At 42.9% G+C, this 24,301-nt stretch carries 22 protein-coding genes; 11 read left to right on the plus strand and 11 right to left on the minus strand.

The genetic code is table 11. From position 1 onward, the window contains the following. Positions 1-304 precede the first annotated feature (304 nt). A complete protein-coding gene (locus ABF638_RS00190) occupies positions 305-4,990 on the plus strand; it encodes a glutamate synthase-related protein (protein WP_435019166.1) in 4,686 nt (1,561 codons plus the stop codon). A gap of 149 nt (positions 4,991-5,139) precedes the next feature. Here the strand turns inward: ABF638_RS00190 and ABF638_RS00195 are convergent, their stop codons facing one another. Then, the gene (locus ABF638_RS00195; protein ID WP_435019168.1) at positions 5,140-6,051 is read right to left on the minus strand and encodes a polysaccharide deacetylase family protein; all 912 of its coding nucleotides are present in this window, start codon (positions 6,049-6,051) and stop codon (positions 5,140-5,142) included. A 1,707-nt stretch (positions 6,052-7,758) separates the two neighbouring features. Here ABF638_RS00195 and lepB point away from each other — a divergent pair. Beyond that, positions 7,759-8,331, plus strand: a complete 573-nt coding sequence (gene lepB, locus ABF638_RS00200) for a signal peptidase I (RefSeq protein WP_435019170.1) — start codon at positions 7,759-7,761, stop codon at positions 8,329-8,331. 85 nt (positions 8,332-8,416) lie between these two features. On the opposite strand, the gene ABF638_RS00205 is transcribed toward lepB, so the two are convergent. Next, a complete protein-coding gene (locus ABF638_RS00205; protein ID WP_435019172.1) occupies positions 8,417-8,950 on the minus strand; it encodes a helix-hairpin-helix domain-containing protein in 534 nt (177 codons plus the stop codon). A 14-nt stretch (positions 8,951-8,964) separates the two neighbouring features. Next, positions 8,965-9,339 (minus strand): NINE protein, encoded by a 375-nt coding sequence (locus ABF638_RS00210; RefSeq protein ID WP_435019174.1) that lies wholly within the window; start codon positions 9,337-9,339, stop codon positions 8,965-8,967. A gap of 174 nt (positions 9,340-9,513) precedes the next feature. On the opposite strand from ABF638_RS00210, the gene ABF638_RS00215 reads away from it, so the two are divergent. Continuing rightward, the gene (locus ABF638_RS00215) at positions 9,514-10,446 is read left to right on the plus strand and encodes a J domain-containing protein (RefSeq protein WP_435019176.1); all 933 of its coding nucleotides are present in this window, start codon (positions 9,514-9,516) and stop codon (positions 10,444-10,446) included. 126 nt (positions 10,447-10,572) lie between these two features. Then, the gene (locus ABF638_RS00220; protein ID WP_012410226.1) at positions 10,573-10,896 is read left to right on the plus strand and encodes a DUF1825 family protein; all 324 of its coding nucleotides are present in this window, start codon (positions 10,573-10,575) and stop codon (positions 10,894-10,896) included. Positions 10,897-10,987: 91 nt separating this feature from the next. Here the strand turns inward: ABF638_RS00220 and ABF638_RS00225 are convergent, their stop codons facing one another. Beyond that, positions 10,988-12,913, minus strand: coding sequence for a transglycosylase domain-containing protein (locus tag ABF638_RS00225; RefSeq protein WP_435019179.1), 1,926 nt, complete (start codon positions 12,911-12,913; stop codon positions 10,988-10,990). A 173-nt stretch (positions 12,914-13,086) separates the two neighbouring features. Here ABF638_RS00225 and tyrS point away from each other — a divergent pair, with 173 nt between their 5' ends. From tyrS to ABF638_RS00240, 3 genes are read left to right on the plus strand one after another with little or no spacing between them, the layout of a single operon-like run. Continuing rightward, positions 13,087-14,277: a tyrosine--tRNA ligase gene (gene tyrS, locus ABF638_RS00230; protein WP_435019325.1), complete on the plus strand. Its 1,191-nt coding sequence runs from the start codon at positions 13,087-13,089 to the stop codon at positions 14,275-14,277. A 21-nt stretch (positions 14,278-14,298) separates the two neighbouring features. Next, a complete protein-coding gene (gene pyrF / locus ABF638_RS00235; protein WP_435019181.1) occupies positions 14,299-15,030 on the plus strand; it encodes an orotidine-5'-phosphate decarboxylase in 732 nt (243 codons plus the stop codon). Then, positions 15,027-15,761, plus strand: coding sequence for a hypothetical protein (locus ABF638_RS00240; RefSeq protein ID WP_435019183.1), 735 nt, complete (start codon positions 15,027-15,029; stop codon positions 15,759-15,761). Before pyrF ends, ABF638_RS00240 begins: the two co-directional genes overlap by 4 nt. Positions 15,762-15,766: 5 nt before the next feature. On the opposite strand, the gene ABF638_RS00245 is transcribed toward ABF638_RS00240, so the two are convergent. Then, positions 15,767-16,792, minus strand: a complete 1,026-nt coding sequence (locus tag ABF638_RS00245) for a phosphotransferase enzyme family protein (RefSeq protein ID WP_435019185.1) — start codon at positions 16,790-16,792, stop codon at positions 15,767-15,769. 253 nt (positions 16,793-17,045) lie between these two features. Between ABF638_RS00245 and remA the strand changes: the two genes are divergently transcribed. Both remA and gmk read left to right on the plus strand, forming a co-directional pair. Beyond that, positions 17,046-17,312: an extracellular matrix/biofilm regulator RemA gene (remA, locus tag ABF638_RS00250; RefSeq protein ID WP_041233849.1), complete on the plus strand. Its 267-nt coding sequence runs from the start codon at positions 17,046-17,048 to the stop codon at positions 17,310-17,312. A 294-nt stretch (positions 17,313-17,606) separates the two neighbouring features. Beyond that, entirely contained in the window at positions 17,607-18,206 is a 600-nt protein-coding gene (gmk, locus tag ABF638_RS00255; RefSeq protein ID WP_435019327.1) for a guanylate kinase, read from the plus strand. A 66-nt stretch (positions 18,207-18,272) separates the two neighbouring features. Here the strand turns inward: gmk and ABF638_RS00260 are convergent, their stop codons facing one another. From ABF638_RS00260 to ABF638_RS00270, 3 genes are all read right to left on the minus strand, one after another. Further along, positions 18,273-18,794, minus strand: a complete 522-nt coding sequence (locus ABF638_RS00260) for a photosystem I reaction center protein subunit XI (protein WP_181931927.1) — start codon at positions 18,792-18,794, stop codon at positions 18,273-18,275. A gap of 273 nt (positions 18,795-19,067) precedes the next feature. Then, positions 19,068-19,217 (minus strand): photosystem I reaction center subunit IX, encoded by a 150-nt coding sequence (psaJ, locus tag ABF638_RS00265; protein WP_012410218.1) that lies wholly within the window; start codon positions 19,215-19,217, stop codon positions 19,068-19,070. A gap of 39 nt (positions 19,218-19,256) precedes the next feature. Further along, on the minus strand, positions 19,257-19,751 hold the full coding sequence (locus ABF638_RS00270; RefSeq protein ID WP_181931928.1) for a Photosystem I reaction center subunit III: 495 nt from the start codon (positions 19,749-19,751) through the stop codon (positions 19,257-19,259). Positions 19,752-20,017: 266 nt separating this feature from the next. Here ABF638_RS00270 and tsaD point away from each other — a divergent pair, with 266 nt between their 5' ends. Continuing rightward, a complete protein-coding gene (gene tsaD, locus ABF638_RS00275) occupies positions 20,018-21,067 on the plus strand; it encodes a tRNA (adenosine(37)-N6)-threonylcarbamoyltransferase complex transferase subunit TsaD (RefSeq protein WP_435019189.1) in 1,050 nt (349 codons plus the stop codon). 96 nt (positions 21,068-21,163) lie between these two features. Here tsaD and ABF638_RS00280 read toward each other — a convergent pair whose 3' ends face one another. The 3 genes from ABF638_RS00280 to ABF638_RS00290 form a co-directional block, all read right to left on the minus strand. After that, complete coding sequence (locus ABF638_RS00280) at positions 21,164-21,301, minus strand: hypothetical protein (RefSeq protein ID WP_435019191.1); 138 nt, start codon at positions 21,299-21,301, stop codon at positions 21,164-21,166. Then, positions 21,285-22,202, minus strand: coding sequence for an alpha/beta fold hydrolase (locus ABF638_RS00285; RefSeq protein WP_435019193.1), 918 nt, complete (start codon positions 22,200-22,202; stop codon positions 21,285-21,287). The genes ABF638_RS00280 and ABF638_RS00285 overlap by 17 nt, the downstream gene beginning before the upstream one ends. Positions 22,203-22,331: 129 nt before the next feature. Beyond that, on the minus strand, positions 22,332-23,051 hold the full coding sequence (locus ABF638_RS00290) for a hypothetical protein (protein WP_012410214.1): 720 nt from the start codon (positions 23,049-23,051) through the stop codon (positions 22,332-22,334). Between the two features lie 471 nt (positions 23,052-23,522). Here ABF638_RS00290 and ABF638_RS00295 point away from each other — a divergent pair, with 471 nt between their 5' ends. Beyond that, positions 23,523-24,068 carry a GNAT family N-acetyltransferase gene (locus ABF638_RS00295; RefSeq protein ID WP_435019195.1) on the plus strand — a complete coding sequence of 182 codons (546 nt, stop codon included), beginning with the start codon at positions 23,523-23,525 and terminating at the stop codon, positions 24,066-24,068. The last annotated feature ends 233 nt before the right edge of the window (positions 24,069-24,301 follow it).

Genomic DNA, 24,301 nt, shown 5'->3' on the forward strand with positions numbered 1-24,301 from the left:
GGCTCTACGAGTAGCTAGCGTGCATCTGGAAAAAAGGGATTGAGAAAATACTTAACTTCAAAATATAAAAAAGAAACTGTCAGGGCAAAAATAATGTCTTGGCGGGGGTAACTTGTCTAACACCGCATAAACACATAAAAGAGACGCAACTATTTTAACACGGGTGAACTAGTAAAGTAAAACCGAAGTTAAAATTTTTTTTCCCTAAATTTCGGTGCTTACATATTTCTCCATCGCTGAATTTAGAAATTTTTTCCCACAATGTAGTGGCAAAATTGGTAACTCAATACTTCAGGAACAGGGTATGAATAATAAACCGATGAATCAAGACCAGAAAATCACAGCGGACATAAACTCAAGAGATACCTATCAGGGGCAAAAGTGGTTAGTAGAGGAACGAGATGCCTGTGGTGTCGGTTTTATTGCTCATCGCCAAAATCATACCAGCCACGAAATTGTTGAAAAAGCCTTAGCTGCTTTGACTTGCTTAGAACACCGGGGGGGTTGTAGCGCTGATCAAGACTCTGGTGATGGTGCTGGAGTATTGACAGCTATCCCTTGGGAGTTGTTCCAACAAGACTTTGCCCAAAGGGGGAAAGAATTTACATCCACCAATAATATAGCTGTGGGGATGATATTTCTACCACAAGACGAAGAAGCAGCACAAAAAGCGAGGGCGACTGTTGAGCAAGTAGCTGCTGAAGAAAAATTGATTGTACTGGGTTGGCGAGTAGTGCCAGTACAACCTGATTTACTTGGAGTACAAGCAAGAGAAAATCAACCCCAGATTGAACAAGTTTTGTTAGCTTCTGTTGACAAAAGCGGCGATGAATTGGAACGGCAGTTGTACATTACCCGCCGCCGAATTAGTAAAGTTGCAACCAATATTTCAGAAGAATTTTATATCTGCTCGTTGTCAAGTCGGACAATTGTCTACAAAGGCATGGTGCGTTCCGCCGTCTTGGGCAACTTTTATGACGATTTAAAAAATCCAGCTTACAAAAGCGCCTTTGCTGTCTATCATCGCCGCTTTAGTACGAACACGATGCCCAAGTGGCCTCTAGCGCAACCGATGCGGCTTTTGGGTCACAACGGCGAAATCAACACCTTGTTGGGCAACATCAACTGGATGATGGCACGAGAAGCTAGCCTGAATCATCCTGTATGGGGCGATCGCATCAAGGAACTCAAGCCATTAGTTCATATTGATAACAGCGACTCAGCTACCCTAGACAACGTAGTGGAATTGCTGGTTTGCTCTGGACGCAGCCCCCTGGAAGCTTTAATGATTATGGTTCCAGAAGCTTACCAAAATCAGCCTTCTTTGCGTGAATCTCCAGAAATTGTTGATTTCTACGAATATTACAGTGGTCTGCAAGAAGCGTGGGATGGCCCAGCACTTTTAGTATTCAGCGATGGCAAAAAAGTTGGTGCAACACTAGATCGTAATGGTTTAAGACCAGCTCGCTACATGATTACCAAAGATGACTACATTGTTGTAGCTTCCGAAGCTGGTGTAGTGAACTTTCCAGAAGCCGATATTGTCGAAAAAGGTAGACTCGGCCCAGGGCAAATGATTGCTGTGGATTTAGAAAATCATGAGGTGCTGAAGAATTGGGATATAAAGGGGCGCATTGCCAAGCAGCACCCTTATGGGGAATGGCTGCAACAGTATCGTCAAGAATTAAAGTCATTGCTCATTGGTCATCCGTCATTAGCAAATGGCAATGGCAAAGGACAAATGACAAATGACCCAGGACAATTGACTACTGACAAGCAAACCTTACTTCAGCGTCAAACTGCCTTTGGTTACACCACAGAAGATGTGGAAATGGTGATTCATCCAATGGCGATCGCAGGTTCAGAGCCGACTTTCTGCATGGGTGATGATATTCCTTTAGCAGTGCTGTCAACAAAACCACACCTGCTTTATGACTATTTCAAACAGCGCTTTGCTCAGGTGACTAACCCAGCGATTGATCCGCTGCGGGAAAAGCTAGTGATGTCTTTGAAAGTCGAACTGGGGGAACGGGGTAACTTATTAGAACCCAAGGCAGAATATGCCAGGAGATTAAAACTTGAGTCCCCAGTGTTAACGGATGCTGAATTAGAGGCAATTAAGCTGTCAGGATTTGCCACAGCTGAGTTGTCAACCCTATTTGCGATCGCCAGCGGCCCAGAAGGATTGAAGACCGCAGTCCAATCTTTACAAGCACAAGCAGCTGAGTCAGTCCGGGCTGGCGCAAAGATTTTAATATTAAGCGACCAGGGCAATAACAGTCTCAACACAGAATCCACCTACATTCCTCCCTTATTAGCAGTAGGTGCGGTGCATCACCATCTGATTCGGGAAGGGTTGCGAATGAAAACATCCCTGATTGTCAATACTGCTCAATGTTGGAGTACACATCACTTTGCTTGTCTGATTGGCTATGGTGCTGGCGCAGTTTGCCCATATATGGCTTTAGATACGGTGCGTAGTTGGTGGTCTGATCCCAAAACTCAAAAGTTAATGGGTGTGCAAAAAATTCCCACTCTCACCCTAGAACAAGCTTTAGGAAACTATCGCAAGGCAGTAGAGTCAGGTTTGCTAAAAATTCTCTCCAAGATGGGAATTTCTCTACTCTCCAGCTATCAAGCAGCCCAAATTTTTGAAGCTATTGGTATTGGCGGAGATTTAATCGAACTGGGATTCCGTGGTACGACTTCCCGCATCGGTGGTTTGAGTGTGAGCGAACTTGCTGATGAAGTGCTTTCCTTCCACAGCAAGGCTTTCCCCGAACTGACTGCTAATAAGTTAGAAAACCTGGGCTTTGTACAATACCGTCCTAACGGCGAGTACCACATGAATAGCCCAGAAATGGTTAAGGCGCTACACAAGGCTCTAGATGGCAAAAACTACGATCACTACGAAGTTTACAAGAAGCACCTCCAAGGCAGACCAGTAACAGCTTTGCGGGACTTGCTGGATTTTGAAGGCGATCGCACCCCGGTTGCTTTAGAAGAAGTGGAATCGGTATATGAGATTGTCAAGCGCTTCTGCACTGGCGGCATGTCTTTAGGTGCTTTGTCAAGAGAAGCCCATGAAACTTTAGCGATCGCCATGAATCGCATTGGCGGTAAATCAAATTCTGGAGAAGGCGGCGAAGATCCAGTGCGCTACACAATTCTAGATGATGTAGATGAATCGGGACACTCGCCAACCCTACCTCATTTAAAAGGATTGCGGAATGGTGATCAAGCTTATAGTGCCATCAAGCAAGTTGCATCGGGACGTTTTGGTGTCACGCCAGCGTATCTAGTCAATGCCAAACAAATTGAAATCAAAATTGCCCAAGGTGCCAAGCCTGGAGAAGGTGGACAGCTACCAGGGCCCAAGGTGAGCCAATACATTGCGATGTTAAGGCGCTCGAAGCCAGGTGTCACACTGATTTCGCCACCACCGCACCACGATATCTATTCCATTGAAGACCTAGCACAACTGATTTTTGATCTGCACCAAATTAATCCCAAAGCAAAGGTGTCGGTGAAGCTAGTTTCAGAAGTTGGCATTGGCACGATCGCTGCTGGTGTAGCGAAAGCAAACGCTGATATTATCCAGATTTCTGGTCATGATGGTGGTACAGGTGCATCACCACTTAGTTCGATTAAACATGCTGGTTCACCGTGGGAATTGGGTTTAAGTGAAGTACATCGGGTTTTAATGGAAAATAGCCTGCGCGATCGCGTGATTTTACGCGTAGATGGCGGACTCAAGAGTGGCTGGGATGTGGTAATAGGTGCATTGATGGGTGCTGAAGAATTCGGTTTCGGCTCCATTGCCATGATTGCCGAAGGCTGTATCATGGCACGTATCTGCCACACAAATAATTGCCCCGTGGGTGTCGCATCCCAAAAAGAAGAACTCCGCAAGCGGTTTACGGGAATACCGGAACAGGTTGTCAACTTCTTCTACTTCATTGCCGAAGAAGTGCGGAGTTTGTTAGCCCGACTTGGCTACCGTTCTTTGTCAGAAATCATTGGACGTGCAGATTTGTTAAAACTGCGCCAAGAGGTAAAACTCACCAAAACGCGATCGCTGAATCTCGACTGTTTACTTCAGCTACCAAATAGCAGAGACAATCGTAGCTGGTTGGTGCATGAAGAAGTTCACAGCAATGGCGTGGTTTTGGATGACAATTTCCTTGCCGATCCCGACATTCTAGCTGCAATTAGGAATCAGTCCACTGTTAATAAGACTTATCCTATTGTCAATACTGACAGAACAGTAGGCACAAGATTAGCAGGAGCGATCGCTTCCCAATACGGTGACAGTGACTTTGAAGGACAAATTAATCTCAACTTTACAGGTAGTGTTGGGCAAAGCTTTGGTGCTTTCAACCTCCCCGGCTTAATTTTGACCCTCGAAGGAGAGGCAAACGACTACGTAGGTAAAGGGATGCATGGTGGTGAGATCATCATCAAACCCCCAACAGATGCTACCTATAACGCATCACAAAATGTGATAGTTGGCAATACATGCCTCTATGGTGCTACTGGTGGGATGTTATTTGCCAACGGTCTAGCAGGAGAGCGCTTTGCTGTGAGAAACTCCAAAGGCGTAGCAGTGATTGAAGGCGCTGGGGATCATTGCTGTGAATACATGACAGGTGGTGTGATTGTCGTCCTCGGTAAAGTCGGACGTAACGTAGCCGCTGGAATGACTGGTGGACTGGCATACTTCCTGGATGAAGATGACTCATTTCGTGAGTTAGTCAACCCGGAAATTGTCAAAATCCAGCGAGTGATTACAGAAGTGGGTGCAAAGCAACTGCAAGAGTTAATTCAAACTCATGCAGAACGTACTGGTTCACCCAAGGCAAAGAAAATTCTGCAAAAATGGCAAGAATTTTTGCCGAAATTCTGGCAGTTGGTTCCGCCTTCTGAAGCTGATAGTCCAGAAGCTAATCCTGAAAAAACAACTGAGTTCAGTTTAGTGACTAGTCATTAAGTAGCTGGGCGTGAATAATTAAAGGCTCGTAGTAGGGGCTAGAGCCACTTACTACGAGCCTACTGATTAAGAAATAACGTATTATTAATTAAAAAATATAATTTTAGTTTTTAGCCAATTACTATTGACTAACTACCCATAATTAATAATTATTGCTTTTTGTTAGCAAGCAACTTTTGCTCAGTATCTTCCATTTCTAAAAGTTCTGGAATAGTCACAAAGCGATAGCCTTGCTTTCTAAAGTTGCTAATAATTTCTGGTAAAGCTTGCACAGTTCTGGAACGATTACCACCACCATCATGCATTAGCACAATACCACCAGGTTTTGAATCTTTAATCACGTTATCGATTAACTTTGGTACAGTTGGCAACTTGTAGTCTATGGAGTCAGCTGACCACATGACCACACTATATTTTTGGCCTTTAGCATAAGCAACTAATCCATTGTGTAGGTTGCCACCAGGCGGTCGGAACAGATTTGTTTTAGCACCTGTAATTTGATAAATTAGCTCTGTTGTACGATCAATTTCAAAAGCAGCAGCTTGTTGATTAAAGAAGTGATACCAGTGATGCCAAGTATGATTGCCAATGACGTGACCTTGAGCGACAATCTGCTTTCCTAATTCTGGATAATTTTTTAGGTTCTGCCCGACAACAAAAAACGTCCCTTTGATATTATTTGATTTCAGAATATCTAGCACTTGCCCTGTGGTTTCAGGCCAAGGGCCATCATCAAAGGTGAGAGCAATCACTTTCTCACTCTGAATGAGTTGTGCTGCTTTAACTATTGCCCCTTGAAAACGCGATGGTAAAGCGTATGATAATCCTTTTGTTTGTGCTTCTTGCTGCCAACTTGTAAGCATCGACGCCTTTAATTTCTCAATGCGCTGCTGAGTTCCTACCTTTGCAGCTACACGCTTTACATTTATACTTTGTCTACTTTGAGCCTCTGAAACATTTGGTCTTAAAAGCATCATGAAAGCAACGCTAAAAACACCACCTAATGCAAGCAGTGCAATTAATATTCCTTCTGGCCACAGAAACGACTTATTGTTTTCCACCTCATAGCTCCTTCAAAGATCGAACCATCAATCACGGTTATGACGGTACGTCATAGCACATGTTATTTAGATATTTAGATACCAGTTGCTTTCTGGTAATCATGAAAATTGAAATTGAGAATAACGGAAATTCAGAATCGAGAAGACAGACTATACTGCTTTAACTGAAATCTAGATGCTCTAGATTTGAAGGAGCGTTGAATATACGATACTTGGTAATATTGAACGTCACGTCAACCCACGTATAAAATACAAAGTCTGCACTTGCACGCTATTACCGCCAGCTCTAAGAAGGAGCACAATCAGATAATTAACCACACCCCAAAATCCTCTTAATAGGAGTTCTGAATTAGTTGCTGTTTTTCAATTCACCGCTAAGGCAGCATTATCCTTTCAAGTTTTATAGTTTTGCAAATAAGATGAGCTAAACTGTAAAGGCTACAATTTGCACTTTTCGCGAACTGAAGTTTTTATAGGCAGGCATTCCGACAGTAAAACTGTATGATTTACAACTTAGTAAATTATTTGATTAACATACAAAACTACTTAAGAGAGGCGGGGTATCTTTCAAAAAAGAGTCTAGTAAACTATTAGTTCTATTCTTGATAAGATATATTCTACTGCCTGCTGCTATTACTTCCTTTTTAAGAAAAAGTTAAATTTTCTACTGACAGAATGTTACCTTGTACCTTCTAGGAAATAGATCAGACGAAAATTGATTCAATATAGTTTCTCATTGCCAAGGGGCACTTATTCGTTAATGTAGATACTTTTGACTCATTCAGCAAAAACAATTCTATCGTCAGTTTGGTTCTCTTTTGAATGCTGATACTTTAGCCGAAATTACTAGTAGCTTTCTGTCTGTTAATGTTTTTCTCAGATAACTAAGGAGATTTATATCCTATTAATAGTACAATTTAATATTTACCGTCACCGTGTAATTACGGAAGTTAATCACATATATATGAGTAAGTTATCATAATTGCATTGCAATAGTATGGCGTCTATTTATCGAACCATTAAATTCTAGATTAAAATGTAATATTTTTTACTAAAAAACTTTACTTAGCTAAAAGTATGTATTTGAGTCACATTAGAATAGTAATTTTTATACCGTAATATCACTTAATACAACAAGACTCATATTTTGTTTTGAAAAAACTCAGCATGTATCTATTCATATCTTTCCTATTCACTCCCTAGGTAGGTAAGTTTAGAAAATCGGATTACTATACATATCAAAATATATTTTTTTGACAACTCAGACTTCAGCAAGACTGCACTCTGGCTTTTTTCGGTAAAGTGAAGTAGACATTGTTAGACATTCGGTAAATTGTTTTGCCACTCAACAAACAATTTTCTGCTCCAATAAAAAATCCATTGGCTGTATCACACTACCAGTGGCTCACTAACTTTTTTAGCAGGAGGAAGTAAAACTGAAAACTGCCTGATAGCTTGCCTTATAATTACACTAATTAGAATTAAGATTTTTAATTATTTATTTATAAATCCTAATCATTAGCTTATATTGCCTTAGACAGGTCATAGTTTATTTACAGTACTTTTGCTTATCTTTGCTAGATGCAATAAGTGTATTATTTAATATCTGTATGGGTTGACTTTAAACCCAGCTTTCCTATTAAAATACCTTTTGAGTCAAAATAATCAAGGTATTTGTCTTACTTCTTAAACTGGCTAGAAACTTTTATGATTCCTCACGAAAGTGATGTAGAAAAAGAGCGTGCGTCGTTAAAATTATGGCGTAGTTGGCAAGAAAATCTGATTTTAATTGCGATCGCATTGTCTTTGGCATTCCTAATCAGGACTTTTATCGCTGAACCCCGTTATATACCTTCTGATTCGATGTTGCCAACCTTACATACAGGCGATCGCTTGGTGGTAGAAAAAATCTCCTACCATTTTCACCCTCCCATAACTGGGGATATTATTGTTTTTCAGCCACCCGCAGAACTACAACGTCGAGGATATCCCAAAGACCAAGCCTTCATCAAGCGAGTTATTGGTCAGCCTGGTGAGGTAATTAGTGTTGCTTCTGGCAAAGTCTACCTCAATGGTCAACCTTTGGCAGAAGACTACATCGCGGAACCCCCAAATCAGCCATATCAACCAGTGAAAGTTCCAGAAGACGAATTTTTTGTGATGGGAGATAACCGCAACGATAGTAATGACTCTCGCTATTGGGGCTTTTTACCCAGAAAAAATGTCATCGGTCGGGCAACGTTTCGCTTTTGGCCTCTTGATCGAATTGGGTTCATTTAATCAATTTTAGATTTTGGATTTTTCCTTCAATCCAAAATTCAAAATTGTCAGAGTTAGGAGTTATTTAAAACTTCTAACTTCTAACTTAAAACGTTAAATAATACATCATCTGAGCGATCGCATCACCACTTAACTCCAACCGTCGCTGAAAATCAGCCAGGTTCCGATAAGGCCCTGCTGATTGTCGGTTTTGCACTGCTGCTTCCGCCAGAGACAAATCTATAAATGGAATTTGTGCTAACTTTTCAACTGTTGCTGTATTTGGGTTGACTAAATGGGTCGGATTTTCTAGAGATTCGTGGTCATAGTAAACAAAATTCAGCAGAGGCTTTAATGGCTCCAGGCGCGGCGCTGGTATAGCCAAAGCCGCAGCGATATCTTCAGTACAGTAAAATTTTACACCCGAACGCGAAAGTTCCACAAGCGATCGCGCTTGGTGAATTGACAAACCTGGTAGGCGTAACCAATCATCTACAGTGGCTTGATTAACATCAATGCGAATACCTAATTTTGCCGCTATCTGAATTTCTTCCCCAGATTGCAGGCGATAATAGGGATCGTTGAGGAGCTTGGCGCGGAGTTTTTGCAGTCTGGGGTTCAAAGGTAGCCAGTTATTCATGATTGTCGCTCACCTCAAGAAATCTGGTCTAGCAGTTGGCGGCGCTTTTGCTCAAACTCATACTCTGAAATCAGTCCATCCTGGCGCAGAGCATCTAATTCACGCATTGCATCAGCCATCGCTCCTACCTGATTACTTACCCTTTGTGAGTTTCTTGTTGCTGACTTACCTAGATTAAAATTACGATCAAAAGCTTCTTCATCTTGGGCTAGATACCACACTCCCTCAATGGCACTAGCTACCTTGGGGATCGGCGTCCAGGAAAGCAACACATACAAAATACCCCACAACGGCTGTCCCAAATAGAATTTATGTAATCCTGAAATTGTTAGTGTGCCAGAAAAAGCTAAAACAGCGGCAACACTTCGGCTTTTACGCTTAGTTAACATATTTCTAATAAATTTACCAATACCACAGTTCGACAATCAGACAGTCAACTACCCTGCTTTGCCCTTCAGACTTTTAGAATTAATTTAGTACTTGAAGAAATTTGAGTAAGTTTCACATGACTGTGCATTGAGCTTTGATGCTAATTTTAAGTTTTTAACAGCTTTATTACTACTATGTCACAGACCTTCCTACCGCCAAAATGGCTTGAACAGCTTTGTGATCCTTACGCTGTGCTAGGAATTTCTGTGATTGCTGATGATCGCCAGATTTTTAAACGCTATCACAGTTTAGCCAAGCTGCTACATCCCGATCGCAATGCCAAAAACTGTAATCCAGACCAAGAATTAGCTACGGCAATATTTAGCCATTTAATCAATCCAGCTTATCAACAGCTGAAACATCGACAGAAGCGCTTGATTGCGATCGCAATGCTGCGATCAGACGCAAGAGTTTCAGAGCAGAAGCCTTTGTCTTCTCAAAGTGCCATAGCTCAGGAAATGATAGAAATGTCTACACCTCAAGCAGAATTATTTTACGAAGAAGCGATCGCCTGTTATGCAGAAGCTCAATATAAATCACTAGATCAGTTTTATCAGGTGACGCAACAAATTACTATACTGAATTTGGTATACTTACGGTTGCATAAACCAGACCTATTCCTACCGCAAAAAGCTGCTCCCATCATCTCTGAGATAAAAGTCAAGCCAGTTGAATTGACATTATCTGAAAAAACTGATGGCAAACCAGTTTTGACAAACTACGCTCAACGCCATTACCAGCGAGCTATTGAATACGTCAGGCTAGCGAATTGGCCCCTAGCTGTGCAAGAACTGCGTGATGCCATCAAGTTAGAGCCAAATAACAGCGACTATTATGCTGTATTAGGTATGGTACATCTCAAACAAAAATTTATGGGGATGGCTAGGGTTTACATCTATCAAGCATTAAAACTGAACCCGCAAAATTCACTAGCCTTGAAATACGCTCCCGGTCTGAAAATTCAACCGAGTGAAAACACCAATCCTAAATCAATGGCTAAAGCTATAAGTATTGCGGCTTTATTAAGTCGGTTTACACAAAAGAAAGGTTCTCAAGTCAAGTGTTGAAATTTCGGTAACAAACCGTACTAAAACCGAAGCTTTGTCACTAGATTACTCCCCTAGACTAAAATAATAAATAGAAGTAAAACTATTAAGCTACTGAGTCTGGACACTCAGTTTAATATAAGCAATATGGGATTCTTCGATTCTGAGATAGTTCAGCAAGAAGCAAAGCAGCTGTTTGAGGATTATCAAGCGCTAATCAAGCTTGGTAACAACTACGGCAAATTTGACCGCGATGGCAAAAAGCTGTTTATTGAGCAAATGGAAGCCATGATGGATCGATATCGCATCTTTATGAAGCGCTTCGAGCTATCCGAAGATTTTATGGCACAAATGACAGTAGAACAACTGAAAACACAATTAGGTCAGTTCGGTGTTACCCCGCAACAAATGTTTGACCAAATGCACCTTACTTTAGAACGGATGAAAGCCGAGCTAGAGAAACAGGCTTAGTCAATTTTAGATTTTAGATTTTGGATTAATTGCCAATCCAAAATCCAAATTGTGGTGGAAGCGCATCAAAGGTGCGACCTAAAAGCCAAAATTATTGTGACTTGGGCCGAGAAAACTGGGAAGGTGACTTAAAGTTTTCTACTGGTACGTTCTTAAGTGCTTTCTCCATAAAATCTTTCCAGATGGGAGCAACCATACCGCCACCCGTCGCACGGCTAGCTAATTGTCTATTGTCATCCCTCCCCACCCAGACAGCAGTTGTTAGTTGTGGCACAGTGCCCACATACCAGATATCCTTTTCTGAGGAAGTTGTACCCGTCTTTCCAGCACTTGGGCGAGCGATCGCAGCACCTTTACCAGTACCATTAGTAACTACCGTTCGCATCACATCGATAATTGCTGCTGATGCCCAAGGATCTAGAACTAGCTGGGGTTTAGGGGTGTTATCTAGTAACACGTTACCACTACTATCGGTGACACGAGCAATTACAGTTGGTGGAGATTGCCAGCCATAATTAGCAAAGGTAGCATAGGCGCTAGCCATTTCTAGGGGAGTGACACCAATTGCACCCAGAGGTAGGGAGGTAACAGGTTCCATCGGACTCATGATTCCCAAGGTACGGCAAGTTTCGATTACTCTATTCATGCCAACAGCCTTACCAATCTTGATCACAGGAATGTTGCGCGACTGGGCTAAAGCTGTGCGGATTGGCATAGGCCCGCTAAAACCCCCATCATAATTTCTGGGAGAGTAGCGACCACTACCATCTTGATAGCTGACTGGAGAATCTATAACCGTTGAGTCCGGCCCATATTTACCAGTAGCGAAAGCAGCATAATAGACAAACGGTTTAAAAGAAGATCCAGGCTGCCGTTGAGATTGAGTTGCACGATTGAATTCACTGGTCTTAGGATCTACACCGCCCACTAGTGCTTTAATAAAATGCGTGCGCGGATCAATTGCCACCAAGGCGATTTGATTCTTAGATAATCCCTGCCCAAGCAGCGATTTATGCCACTTACCGACAGTTTCCTCTGCCATCATTTGGAAGTTGGCGTCAACTGTAGTTTGTACCCGCATCCCGCCTTTGAGTAGTGTCTCACGCCCAAACTTCTTAGCCAACTCCTGCGCCACAGTATTGGTTACATAGGGGAGGGCACTACCTTGAAACGATTTGATTCTACCAAGTTTGATTTCTTGCTTGAGGGCACTGTCGTACTCTGACTGGTTGATCCAGCTTAATTCCAGCATCCGTCCCAGCACTTCTTTTTGCTTTTGTTTTGCCAGTTTCATACTCGCAAACGGGCTGAATTCTTCTGGTGCTTGGATTAAACCCGCCATCATCGCTGACTCACCCAAACTTAAATATTCTGCTGATTTATTAAAGTAACTGCGGGCTGCCGTTTGTACACCATAATTGTTATGACCCCAATAAACTTGATTGAGGTACATTTCTAAAATTTGGTCTTTAGTGAGAATTTGCTCTAACCGAATTGCTAGCACTCCCTCCGCTAACTTCCGGGTAAAGGCACGCTTGCGAGATAAAAATAGGTTTTTTACCAATTGCATAGTAACAGTAGAGCCACCCTCTTTGACTCCACCTGCGACAGCGTTAACGACTACGGCACGTCCAACACCAGTGGGGTTGATACCGTGGTGATCGTAGAAGTGGCTATCTTCACTTGCTAACACTGCCCGTTTGAGATTCGGGGAAATTCTATCTAGGGGTACGACTTCCCGGTTGGCTTCTCCGTGAATACTCGTTAAGAGTTTGCCCTTAACGTCATAAATGTAAGTCGTTTCTGAGGGAAAGAAGTTACGTAGCTGTCTCACATCTGGCAAATTACGGAAACTGATGGCTAAACCAACCAGTCCTCCGGCTACAATGGAACTTGCCAGCATGGTGATTGAGAGGAGAGTACCGCCAGTTACCTGACCGACTCCTTTCAAAAACTCAAAACCTGATGAAGCCCGACGCTGTGGCTGTTTATCTTCAAAAGTCCTAGACGACGACACGGCTATTTCACTTCCTCACTTGTAAATTTAACTGTAATTGATTGGGTGAAGCAAGGCGGTTAATTTTTTGCAATTATAGTAGTTTGGCAGATGAGAAAGTGGATAAATTGCCAGTGAATATAACCAACTTAACTTCTAGTGTGCAAAACGTAGCTAATAATGAGTCTCTTAGTATGACACCAGATTTTGCTTGGCTGCGTCGTGGTGTAGTAGAAGTTTTCCCACAATCAGCTGATGTTAACAGCGAAAGTTTAGAAAGGCTCTTACTAACTACAAACCAACCTTTGAGGGTCAAATTGGGGATTGACCCGACGGGTACTGATATTCATTTAGGTCATAGCATACCAGTACGAAAACTGCGAGGTTTTCAAGATGCAGGCCATACAGCAGTTTTAATTATTGGCGATTTTACAGCGCGGATTGGCGATCCAACTGGTAAGTCTGAAGTGCGTCGTCAGCTTACAGAAGCAGACGTAGTGCAAAATGCTCAGACTTATCTTGATCAAGTACGTCCTATCTTGGATTTTGACACACCAGGAAGGTTAGAGGTGCGTTATAACTCCGAATGGCTCTCTGGACTAAACTTAGAGAAAATTTTAGAGTTACTCTCCACGATGACGGTGGGGCAGATGTTGGCGAAGGAAGGATTTGCCGATCGCTATAAAAAAGAGAATCCGATTTTTATCCATGAGTTCCTGTACCCGTTAATGCAAGGTTTTGATTCGGTTGCAGTTGAGGCAGATGTGGAATTAGGTGGGACTGATCAAAAATTTAACATTGCTGTAGGCAGAGATTTGCAGCGCCATTTTGGTCAAAAGCCCCAATTTGGGATGCTGTTGCCAATTTTGATTGGCACAGATGGGGTGCAAAAAATGTCTAAGTCTTTAGGTAATTATATCGGATTGTCAGAACACCCAGGGCAAAAGTATCAAAAGTTGCAAGGAGTTCCCGATCATCTGCTGGAGCAGTATTTTGAACTATTGACGGATTTACCTTTGGATCAACTGCCAGAAAATCCCCGCGATCGCCAAACACTCTTAGCATGGGAAGTTGTGAAACAGTATCACGGGGAAACCGCAGCCCAAGAGGCAAAAGAAGCAGCCCAAAGCGGCGGTAAGGAAGGCGCAGTTCCAGAATTTTCTCTAGCTGGCGTACAGCAATTTCCTACTAAGTTAGCGTATATTCTCAATGTCAGTGGCTTGTGCAAAAGTACAGGTGAAGGAAAGCGGAAAATTCAAGAGGGTGGAGTGCGCTTAGATGGCGATCGCATTACTGATGCTGATACCACTTTCGATTCTCCTAGTGAATTACAAGGTAAGGTTTTACAAGTTGGGAAAAATAAGTTTGTGCGTTTAGTGCCTTGAATGGAGAATGGGGAGTAGGTAATGGGGAATAGTCAACAGGCAGAACAACGAATTATTGTGGCTTTGGATGTGCCGGATGAACAAAGTGCGATCGCTCTTATAGATCAGCTACCTCAAGTGGTTTGGTGGAAAGTCGGTTTAGAGTTATTTACCAGCACTGGCCCGAAAATCCTAGAAGAACTAAAGTCCCGACAAAAGCGCATTTTCTTAGATTTAAAGTTTGATGATATCCCCAATACCGTTGCTGGTGCTTGCCGGAGTGCAGCTAGATACGGAGTGGATTTACTGACAATTCATGCTACTGCTGGTAGAGATGCCCTGAAAGCTGCAACTGAGGCGGCACAGGAAGGGGCTGTAAAAGCAGGTGTAGAACCACCAAAGTTAATTGCTATTACTTTGCTAACAAGCATTTCTGCTAGGCAGTTGGCATTTGATTTAAAAATACCTCTGGAATTGCCAGAATATGCTCTAGAAATGGCACTGCTGGCTCAAGAATCTGGTTTGGATGGGGCAGTTTGTTCACCTCAAGAGGTGGCACAGTTGCGACAAACTTGTGGAAATAACTTTTTGCTAGTTTGTCCGGGAGTACGACCAACTTGGGCAGATAATGCAGATCAAAAGCGATCGCTCACCCCAGCGCAAGCCATTAAAGCTGGCGCAGATTACCTAGTAATTGGGCGTCCCATCACTACTGCTACTGAGCCTGAGTTAGCCTGGAAAAGGATTTCTGAGGAGTTAACCACGGTGGCATGAAGCTAAGAGTCAGTGAGAAACTGGGGAACAGAGTGCAGGGTGTAGGGGAGAATAATCTTGCGCCTTCGCTCAGGAAGAAAAATTATAGTTGGCTTTTAGTTTGTGGCTTCTGGGTTTTAGTATCACATAGCCTTGCTTACCCAGCGTTATCGACAAACCTCTCCTCTAAACCTTTGGTGCTAGCACAAAGGGAAAATGTCAATACTGGCGTGAAGTCTTTGTGTTCTGAGCAAAATTTAGAAACATTAACTACACAACTACTCCAAGATTTGCCTAGTTATACAAATCGCGCTAGTCAACGCGCCCGCCGCCTCAGTAGAAGCAGTGATGTTTATAGTTATATGCTAGTGGCAGGAAGACCTGAGTTTACTCCTCTGCCCCTTAACCTTGAAGAATATAGTGCAGATGCGCCTAAAAGCTCTGCATCAGGAATTGAGCAAGTTTTCTTTACTACCTTAGAACGGCAGTACATAGGAAAGAAACTTGTAGAATTGCAGCAATTCCACTGGCTATTGTTGACTAAAACTAAAAGTGGTTGGCAACTAGTGATGATGTTTTCTCAAACTGGTTCCCCTTCAGCACAACAGCCACTATCCCCACCACGCGATAGTAGTAAGGGTACTGTTGCCCAAGGAGTTAAAGCTTGGTTACGCGATTGTCAAGCTGGAAGTGTACGACGGTTGCGTGCTGTAAATCGAGGAGACAAAATTGAACCGTTAAGATCAAAGTAGAACAGCTATAACTCGAACAAAAATGCCTTGCCTCTAAGATATTTGCTACAGAAGCTTTCACTAATATAGGGTACAGTTTCTAATAAGAAATTGTGTTCATTTGGCTGCGACGCTAAAAAAGCAAAATTGTTTATTATTGCTCCGAGAAAGAACGCCTCCAGGATACTCTGATAATCATCGCGCAGTTGACACACGCTTTGATATCCGCTGACGAACGATCTACGGTTTTCGGGAAACAGATGCAGCAGTGTATGAGCAATGTCATAAAGGTAGTAGCCAAAGCCACAACAGGAAAAGTCGATAGCCCGCGCCTTACCTACATAAAAGATGTAATTATTTTCATTCAGGTCTGCGTGAATCAAACCCCAATTGGTACGTGTTTTTTCTAGTGCTGTCATCACATTACTAATTTGCTGAACGACACTCTCAAGCACAGCGAAATCAGTCAGAGATATCGTACCAGCATCTATTAGCGATCGCAGCTTCATTAGTGAGGCGTGTAGTTGCTCCCAGTCATATTTTGGTCGTGTGAAGCTTGAAGGCAATTCCCAAAGGCTGGCGTGCTGGTGTAACTGAGCCATAAGTTCCCCGATTCCCCTAGCCTGCATCGCTGTAGGTTCAGTGTCGAGAGGGGAACCATCGACCCACTTTAGTAATGTACAGTTGAGCGTTCGGCTAGTCTCATCAATTGGGACAGAGGTAATAAAACTGCCACTGAGGTTCTGTACTGGGTATGGGACGACCAAATCTGTATCTCTATGCAACGCAGTCAGCCACATGAGTTCTGACTCAATGACGGCATTTTGTTGCCAAATGCGATCGCGGAACTTAGCGTTCGGATAATGGATACGGAGAAGAAATAACCCTTGCTCATCATTTTCTTCAGATGTCGCAAAATTTTGATTATTCCGAGTGTCAACGCGAAACGTCACATTTTCGCTATGACCCAAGAATACTACTTGATCTGCACTGAGATTGTACTGAGCCAGCGTAGTTGAAGCGAGACTCTTCCAATCGATTTTGCTCTCCATCAATTTCCGATTCAGATACTTATTTCAAACAAAATAAATGTACATCACCCAACTAGCTTGAATCAGTGAAATTTCGCCTATGTCTTTGGGAAGATTTTGAGGAAAAATAGCTGATAAACAGCTAAAAAAAGCAGACATTATTTAAAATCTCAGACTGGCTTGAATTTAAGCGTTGTAACTCCTGTTTTTTGGCGATAACATGAGGATAAGTTTATTTCAAGCTTCTCAAACCGCGTTTAGCGACAGTTTTTTTATGGACATTCAGTTAATCAACATCGGCTTTGGTAACATTGTGTCTGCCAACCGAGTAGTTGCCATTGTCAGTCCAGAGTCTGCCCCGATTAAGCGGATTATTACCGATGCACGGGACAGAGGTCAACTGATTGATGCAACTTACGGTCGTCGGACTAGGGCTGTAATTATCACCGATTCCAGCCACGTAATTCTCTCAGCGATTCAGCCGGAAACGGTAGCAAATCGCTTTGTGATTTCCCGTGAACATCAAACTGTAGATAATTAACTAGTACTCAAACAACCCAAATTTGCTGGGTGAGGGTGGGAAGTAGGGAGTAGAGACAAGTGTTTTCTTTCGTTTTGTCAAATTTTTGGCTGCCTAGCAAAGTTGCTTTGGTGGACTACTAACAGTAAACTAACAATCCCAAATCCCATTTCTATTTGCACCGTATCGGCAGTAACATGTGAATTAGACAAGCTTTCTGTCACCCTTGCTACAAATTCTTTAGTTACTAGTGGACTAGACCAAGAACACAATACTAATGAATAATATCTATTGATTGATTCACAGGTTGAAGGGATGATGCCAGTTTTACCCATCCAGAGTAGTGCTACTACCGAAGAATGCTTACATTTAGGCAGGTTAATTGTTTTAACTGGCCCCAGTGGGGTCGGTAAGGGCACTTTAATGCGATCGCTCCTAGAGCGTCATCCAGAACTCTATTATTCCGTATCCGTGACGACACGTTCTCCCCGTCCAGGGGAAATTGATGGTAAAAATTATTACTTCATCAGCCGCAGCAAGTTTGAACAATTAGTTGCTGAAGGTGAATTTTTAGAATGGGCAGAGTTTGCTGGTAACTATTACGGCACACCCCGTGAAGCTGTACTTAACCAAATTCATTCCGGTAAGTTGGTGGTGTTGGAAATTGAACTAGAAGGGGCAAGACAAATTCGTGCTTCCTTCCCCAGTGCCCTCAGCATTTTTATTTTACCGCCTTCCTTTGATGAATTAGAGAAACGAATCCGCTCTCGTGCCCAAGACTCCGAAGAAGCGATCGCCCGTCGTCTACTCCGCGCCCAAGAAGAAATCCAAGCCGCAGATGAATTTGATATTCAAATCGTTAATGACGATTTTGAAACTGCTTTAAATGACATTGAAACGGTTTTGTTTAAATAAGTTAGGAGTTAGGAGTTAGAAGTTATAAATTTAAACTCCTAACTCCTAACTCCTAACTGCTAGTAATTAACCAAATAAACCTTGAATTAGTGCCAAATTACTAGTCAAAAAGTAAGCAACTACTGCACCACCAATACCACCAATCAAAAAAGAACTGGCGAAGTTGTTCCAGCTTTCTTTAGAGTTAAAAGCATCTGCTGGAGGGTTGGGTACGGTAACGCTAGGAAGTGCTTTGGGAGGATTGCTATTGGAATACAGAGATAGACAAGCTGTAAGTACAACAACCAAGCCTATGGCTCCCAATAATCCAGCTAAGTTAGCATTACCTGTGTCCCGCAGTGGACCCAATTTGGCAAAGGGGCCAAATAGTAAGTAACCATGAGCCATGCCAACTTCTAAACCCCGTCTGGAAGGAGTCAAACCTGCGCGATAGGCAGGTAAATTATTAATGAATCCCTTGATCAAGGGAGAAGAATTAACCGGGGTTTCTAGGTTGCCTAGTTGAGGATCGCCGAATGCGGGAAAAACAACTTCCCGATTTCTTGGATCGCTGGGAAGATTCTTTGATGCATCTACTGCTTGTGCCATATTTTATGTTCAGCCTCTAAATTAAAATGGTGGCATTTTTATATTAATAATAATTGTGGCTAAAGATGTCTTTTTGCTAGGAAGTTTAGAAAAATTAATTTAGCTAGTTTTAAAACTGTGAAACTCGCGATCTGTAAACAGAATCACGAGTTTCAAAAAACTATTTTTGCTGACTATTTTGGTGATAATTCTGCTTAACTAAGCTGAATACATCCACTACACAATATTAGGCAAAACACAAGAAATTCAACTGTGCTAAATCCAATTTTCCACTTACGGTAGTGGGTGGAAAAGTAGGTCGGGGAAAAAGCGGTTGAATTCAATCAAGATACCTGCTGTGATTGTCAGCCAGATGGTAGCTGCCACAGGCGCTGTAGAAATGAATTTAATCAAATAAGATGATTGATCGCCTTTGTCTGCCATGAATTTAGTCTCCAAAACGAATGAATTAGTTAAGCTGATTTAGCGTGGAGAAACGGGGATTTCTGAATCCTTGGCTGCTAACTTACCAGAGAGAAGTTCTTGGACTGCTGCTGCTGGCCAAGCAAAGCCTGAGAGGATGATGGGTAGTGCCAAACCAAGATCGATTTGGATTTCTTTGAGTTCAGTGTCAGATTCCTTTTTGATTGCTTGCAGATAGGCACGACCTACCCAACCAATCCAACCAGCAATATATAGAAACAGAATGCTAGGGATCAAAAAGTCACCAGCACGATCCAGACGACCATCAACAATCAAGTGGGGATACCCTTCAGGGCCGCATAGCGCCTGAGAATAACGCTCAAACCGCTTTTTCCCTGATTGGGGGTCAGCGGTGGTATTACGGGCATTAGCTGCTAGCTCTTGGAAAGCGGGATTGTCTTTACACGGTGTCAAATTAGCCCCTAAAGCTTGTGCTGGGGGGGCAAAATTGAACCAAAGACTAATCGCTAACATCAAAGCAAACAATCGTCGCATAGAGTTGTTTCCTTTTATTACAAAACAAGAAGTTCTTTGTACAAAACGAAGCGGCTTGTACAGTTGTTTATTTGCATAACTAGGAAGTCATCATACTCTTGGGTGGGAACCGAGTAAAGTTTAAGTAAATAAAAGTTAAAGCTTCTCAACCAAAATTAGTGCTGAGTGCTGAGTAACGAGCGCTGAGTATAAGAATTGTTGTTGTAGGGTAGAAAAGAAGCAAGATTTTCTCTTCACTATTCAGGACTCAGCACTCAGCACTCTCAATGACAACCGTTTTAGCAATAGAAACCAGCTGTGATGAAACTGCCGTCGCAATTGTTAACAATCGTAAAGTTTGTAGCAGTATCGTAGCCTCGCAAATTCCAGTCCATCAGCAGTATGGTGGGGTAGTGCCAGAAGTAGCGTCTCGCCAGCACTTGGAAACAATCAATGAAGCGATCGCTCAAGCCTTAGAGCAAGCCCAACTAGACTGGGGAAAAATTGACGCAATTGCCGCCACTTGTGCCCCTGGACTTGTAGGTGCGCTGTTGGTGGGGTTGACTGCTGCTAAAACCCTAGCGATGGTACACAACAAGCCATTTTTGGGAGTTCATCACCTCGAAGGTCACATTTATGCAACTTACTTAAGCGAATCAACTTTAAATCCCCCTTTCCTTAGTTTATTAGTTTCAGGCGGACATACAAGCTTGATTTATGTCAAAGATTGTGGTATCTACGAAACATTAGGACAAACCCGTGATGATGCAGCGGGTGAGGCCTTTGATAAAGTGGCGCGATTGTTAAAGCTGGGTTATCCCGGTGGGCCAGTGATTGACAAGTTGGCACAACAGGGAAATTCTCAAGCCTTTGCCTTACCGGAAGGAAAAGTTTCTCTACCTGGTGGGGGGGTTCATCGTTATGATGCGAGTTTTAGTGGGTTAAAAACAGCTGTTTTGCGTTTAGTGCAGCAGTTAGAGAAAGATGGTGGACAAGTGCCAGTGGCAGATGTAGCAGCTAGCTTTCAGGATACCGTAGCGCGATCGCTAACCAAAAGAGCGATCGCCTGTGCCCTAGACTATAGTCTAGACACAATTGCCATTGGTGGCGGTGTAGCAGCTAATAGCGGGTTGAGAAAAAATCTCCAAGCCGCCGCCATTAAACATAACCTACGCGTCCTATTCCCACCTCTAAAATTCTGTACCGATAACGCCGCCATGATCGGCTGTGCCGCCGCTGACCATCTATCCCGTGGTCATACATCGCCCCTCACACTAGGGGTTGAGTCTAGGTTAGCGCTCACTCAGGTGATGAAGTTGTATCAACCTATTGAGTAGTTATTTGTCATTTGTCATTTGTCATTTGTAACCACTAATGACCAATGATCCTCAAGAGTATTGACTAATGATTACTGTACATAGATAGCGGGGCGTTTAGCCCAATCCCCAATCCCAATCCCAATCCCAATCCCAATCCCCAATCCCAATCCCAATCCCAATCCCCAATCCCAATCCCAATCCCAATTCCCAATTCCCAATTCCCAATTCCCAACAACTAATGACTCTTGCCATTGACTATCGCCCGGATGTGATTAGCCACTTCATCCGGCTGCTCCAACATAGCCAGATGTCCGCAATTAGGAATTTCCAGAACATTATCACCACAATATTGGAACAGTCTGTGAAAGCTGGCTAAATGGCGCACATACTTGGGTTCCATAACCTTGTCTTCCGCGCCAGCCAAAAAATACACTGGCTGCTTCAGTTGGGATACTAGCTCAGGTAAACGATTGATTTCTTCTTCCGTTGTGGAGTCTAACAGAGTTCCCAGAGCCGCTTCTGGGTCAGCCACGACGAAATCAATTACCCGCTGACGTGCCCAATAGCGCTCCAAAGGACGAGCCACACTCGCTCTAGTAAACAGCAAATCAATCAAAGGCACTTGGGACAGCCAGCGCGGGCGGACTTGCAAAAATTTCTGACCCGCCGAGCGAAACTGCTCAAAGGCTTCTTTGAGGTAAATACCACCACCAGCGTTGATACAGATAACTCCCTTAACACACTCAGGTATTTGGTCTGCTCCCCAAAGAGCGATCGTCCCACCCAACGAGTGACCAATTAGCCAAGCACTCTTAATATTTAGCTGTTTCAGAAGAACTGCTAAATCCTGAGCATAGGCAGCAGGAGTGTAAATAGAATCGAAAGGTGAGCCAAGCGCACTACTGGAGATGGGCGTCAGGCTCAGAGACGTTTGTGCTCGACTAAAATCAGTTTTTACCTGGGATTGCGATTCACCAAAACCCCGCAAATCATAGGAAAGGCACTGCAAATCATCTGATAGGCGGGAAATCACAGGTTGCCAATATCCACGGCTATTAAGCCAACCGTGGATAAATACTAAAGCATGGGGGCAGGAAGTGGGAGCCGTTAGCTCGTATGCGTGTGGAACGCCCAAGATTTCGATAGTTGCCATACTTATATCGTACCCTTAAGGGCGGGTGCGACTAAATACGGAGTGCGAAGAGTTAAAAATTAGGAGTGAGGAATTATTAATTTTTAATTACGAATTACGAATTATTTAACTCATAACTCCTCACTTTTTTCATTTACCTAGCAACCTCTGTCGCACTCCTTCAGCAATTTTGTGACCCAGATATTCAGGAATGAGGCTTTCATTTGGCCCCAGCAAGTAGAGAATTAGCCGTGTACGTCCGCGCCAAACTAGTAAATTGGCATTGACTACCAAAAGGTCTTCCTGCCAGATGGCGTACATCACTTTGTAGAATAATCCTGGTTGATTATCGGCTTCAATCACTAGTGCGGGGAGATGAAAGACCGGATCGACATAGAACTCAGTTTGTACCTGTTCTAAGCCAGTGTCAAGATTGAATTCTACTGCCAGCATCTCTTCTACCTCAAACCGACCTCCCAAAGCCTCGCGAATGGCGCGACAGACATTTTCTGCGGTTTTCTCGGTCAAGGCTTTACTACCACGAGACACCAAAAGTTTGATAAAAACTAACATTGGCGGACGGATCTGACCGTATAGACTCAAACCGTGGATAGTCAACCCATAAGCTGCTAGTACACCAAAAATATCGCTGAGGAGAAAAGACTGGTTACGGTAAGCAAAATGCAGGGCACTTTTGCTACCTTCCGGTTTCAGTTCAATCACAGCGCGTCTAGTTTTATAGAGACGGTAGGCTAGCCGCAAATTTTGCAGTTGAATTTCACTGCTGACGAATTGCTCATAAAACTGGGGAAACGCTCGGTTAAAGCGCTTTAGGAGTTCCAGTGTCGAAGATTTTAAACCAGAAGCCATTGTTAAAGGTAAGACTCGCTTGCTTTCGTCACCTGGGGACTGGGTGTTGGGGATTGAGGGCTGGGATGGGGGACTGGGAATTGGGGACTGGGGGGACAAGAAATAGAGTGTTCTTAATACCCAATGCCTAATGCCCAATCCCTTGTATACAATTCACTCCTAAGCTAACGTGCATTTAAGTTCTATACGAGTAATTCCCAGGATTAGGTTTTTCCATTTTGAATTTTGAATTTTGAATTACTTATTATCCTTCCCTTTTGATGAATTTCTCCTAGCCTCTACAACAAAATGCTAAAGTTGAAAATGATTGGTGTGAAACACGCTTTAACTGGCTGTTACCATTACAAATCCCGAAAACAACCGAAAAACTTTGAGTGTAAAGGGTAGTAAATGGGGGAAGCTATGTTAAACATGAATCAACACTCCTGAGAGTGGAAACCAATTCAGTTATACTACCCGAACCACGTTGGCATGGGTTTTTGGAAAACTTGGTTTAGTACTCCTGAATCTATAGCGACAACTAGGACAAACCCCTTTGAAGAGCATACAGCGGCAGCTGCGGGCAACTCCAGTAGCATTAGCGAAGCTTCTTCAAAAGAGTCTCGGATCGTCTTTAGCACGGAACGAGACATTGACCTATATGAGCTAGAAGAACTCTGTGATGCAGTTGGTTGGTCGCGTCGTCCTCTAAGAAAAGTGAAAAAAGCTATTGAGCATAGTTTTCTCGTCGCCTCAATGTGGCAGGTAAGAGGAAACCAAAAGCGGCTCATTGGTTTTGCACGGGCTACCTCAGATCACGCGTTTAATGCCACAATTTGGGATGTGGTGGTTCACCCAGACTTTCAAAGTCAAGGACTGGGTAAGGCGCTGATGAAATACGTTCTCAAAAAACTTAGGAGTGAAGAAATTAGTAATGTCACTCTCTTTGCTGACCCACATGTTGTAGATTTCTACCGAACTATGGGGTTTATGGCTGATCCAGAAGGCATCAAAGGCATGTTCTGGTATCCTCACTAGCGCTCAATCCAAATAAAACCCGATTCGCACAAGAAAATCAGGTATATTAGTACAAAACTATTACTTTAATTTGGTTTGACAAGGTTTAGCCGACGAACAAACAAGTATATCTCTTGTAAAACTAAGTCGGCAGAAAAACCTTTATCAGTGTAAGGATGTAATCTAGCTCGTCTTTACAGAAGATAAAAGATATTAGGCATAAGCCGTTTTATCTGATATAATTAAATTAATGC

Source organism: Nostoc sp. CALU 1950, assembly GCF_051172895.1.
In the GTDB taxonomy this organism is placed as follows: domain Bacteria; phylum Cyanobacteriota; class Cyanobacteriia; order Cyanobacteriales; family Nostocaceae; genus Nostoc; species Nostoc edaphicum_A.

Excerpts from the sequence above, each read along its gene's own strand:
- ABF638_RS00190 (WP_435019166.1), top strand. The coding sequence starts at position 305 with ATGAATAATAAACCGATGAATCAAGACCAGAAAATCACAGCGGACATA.
- lepB (WP_435019170.1), top strand. The coding sequence starts at position 7,759 with ATGATTCCTCACGAAAGTGATGTAGAAAAAGAGCGTGCGTCGTTAAAA.
- ABF638_RS00205 (WP_435019172.1), bottom strand. The coding sequence starts at position 8,950 with ATGAATAACTGGCTACCTTTGAACCCCAGACTGCAAAAACTCCGCGCC.
- ABF638_RS00210 (WP_435019174.1), bottom strand. The coding sequence starts at position 9,339 with ATGTTAACTAAGCGTAAAAGCCGAAGTGTTGCCGCTGTTTTAGCTTTT.
- ABF638_RS00215 (WP_435019176.1), top strand. The coding sequence starts at position 9,514 with ATGTCACAGACCTTCCTACCGCCAAAATGGCTTGAACAGCTTTGTGAT.
- ABF638_RS00220 (WP_012410226.1), top strand. The coding sequence starts at position 10,573 with ATGGGATTCTTCGATTCTGAGATAGTTCAGCAAGAAGCAAAGCAGCTG.
- tyrS (WP_435019325.1), top strand. The coding sequence starts at position 13,087 with ATGACACCAGATTTTGCTTGGCTGCGTCGTGGTGTAGTAGAAGTTTTC.
- pyrF (WP_435019181.1), top strand. The coding sequence starts at position 14,299 with ATGGGGAATAGTCAACAGGCAGAACAACGAATTATTGTGGCTTTGGAT.
- ABF638_RS00240 (WP_435019183.1), top strand. The coding sequence starts at position 15,027 with ATGAAGCTAAGAGTCAGTGAGAAACTGGGGAACAGAGTGCAGGGTGTA.
- ABF638_RS00245 (WP_435019185.1), bottom strand. The coding sequence starts at position 16,792 with ATGGAGAGCAAAATCGATTGGAAGAGTCTCGCTTCAACTACGCTGGCT.
- remA (WP_041233849.1), top strand. The coding sequence starts at position 17,046 with ATGGACATTCAGTTAATCAACATCGGCTTTGGTAACATTGTGTCTGCC.
- gmk (WP_435019327.1), top strand. The coding sequence starts at position 17,607 with ATGATGCCAGTTTTACCCATCCAGAGTAGTGCTACTACCGAAGAATGC.
- ABF638_RS00260 (WP_181931927.1), bottom strand. The coding sequence starts at position 18,794 with ATGGCACAAGCAGTAGATGCATCAAAGAATCTTCCCAGCGATCCAAGA.
- psaJ (WP_012410218.1), bottom strand. The coding sequence starts at position 19,217 with ATGGCAGACAAAGGCGATCAATCATCTTATTTGATTAAATTCATTTCT.
- ABF638_RS00270 (WP_181931928.1), bottom strand. The coding sequence starts at position 19,751 with ATGCGACGATTGTTTGCTTTGATGTTAGCGATTAGTCTTTGGTTCAAT.
- tsaD (WP_435019189.1), top strand. The coding sequence starts at position 20,018 with ATGACAACCGTTTTAGCAATAGAAACCAGCTGTGATGAAACTGCCGTC.
- ABF638_RS00280 (WP_435019191.1), bottom strand. The coding sequence starts at position 21,301 with ATGGCAAGAGTCATTAGTTGTTGGGAATTGGGAATTGGGAATTGGGAA.
- ABF638_RS00285 (WP_435019193.1), bottom strand. The coding sequence starts at position 22,202 with ATGGCAACTATCGAAATCTTGGGCGTTCCACACGCATACGAGCTAACG.
- ABF638_RS00290 (WP_012410214.1), bottom strand. The coding sequence starts at position 23,051 with ATGGCTTCTGGTTTAAAATCTTCGACACTGGAACTCCTAAAGCGCTTT.
- ABF638_RS00295 (WP_435019195.1), top strand. The coding sequence starts at position 23,523 with ATGGGTTTTTGGAAAACTTGGTTTAGTACTCCTGAATCTATAGCGACA.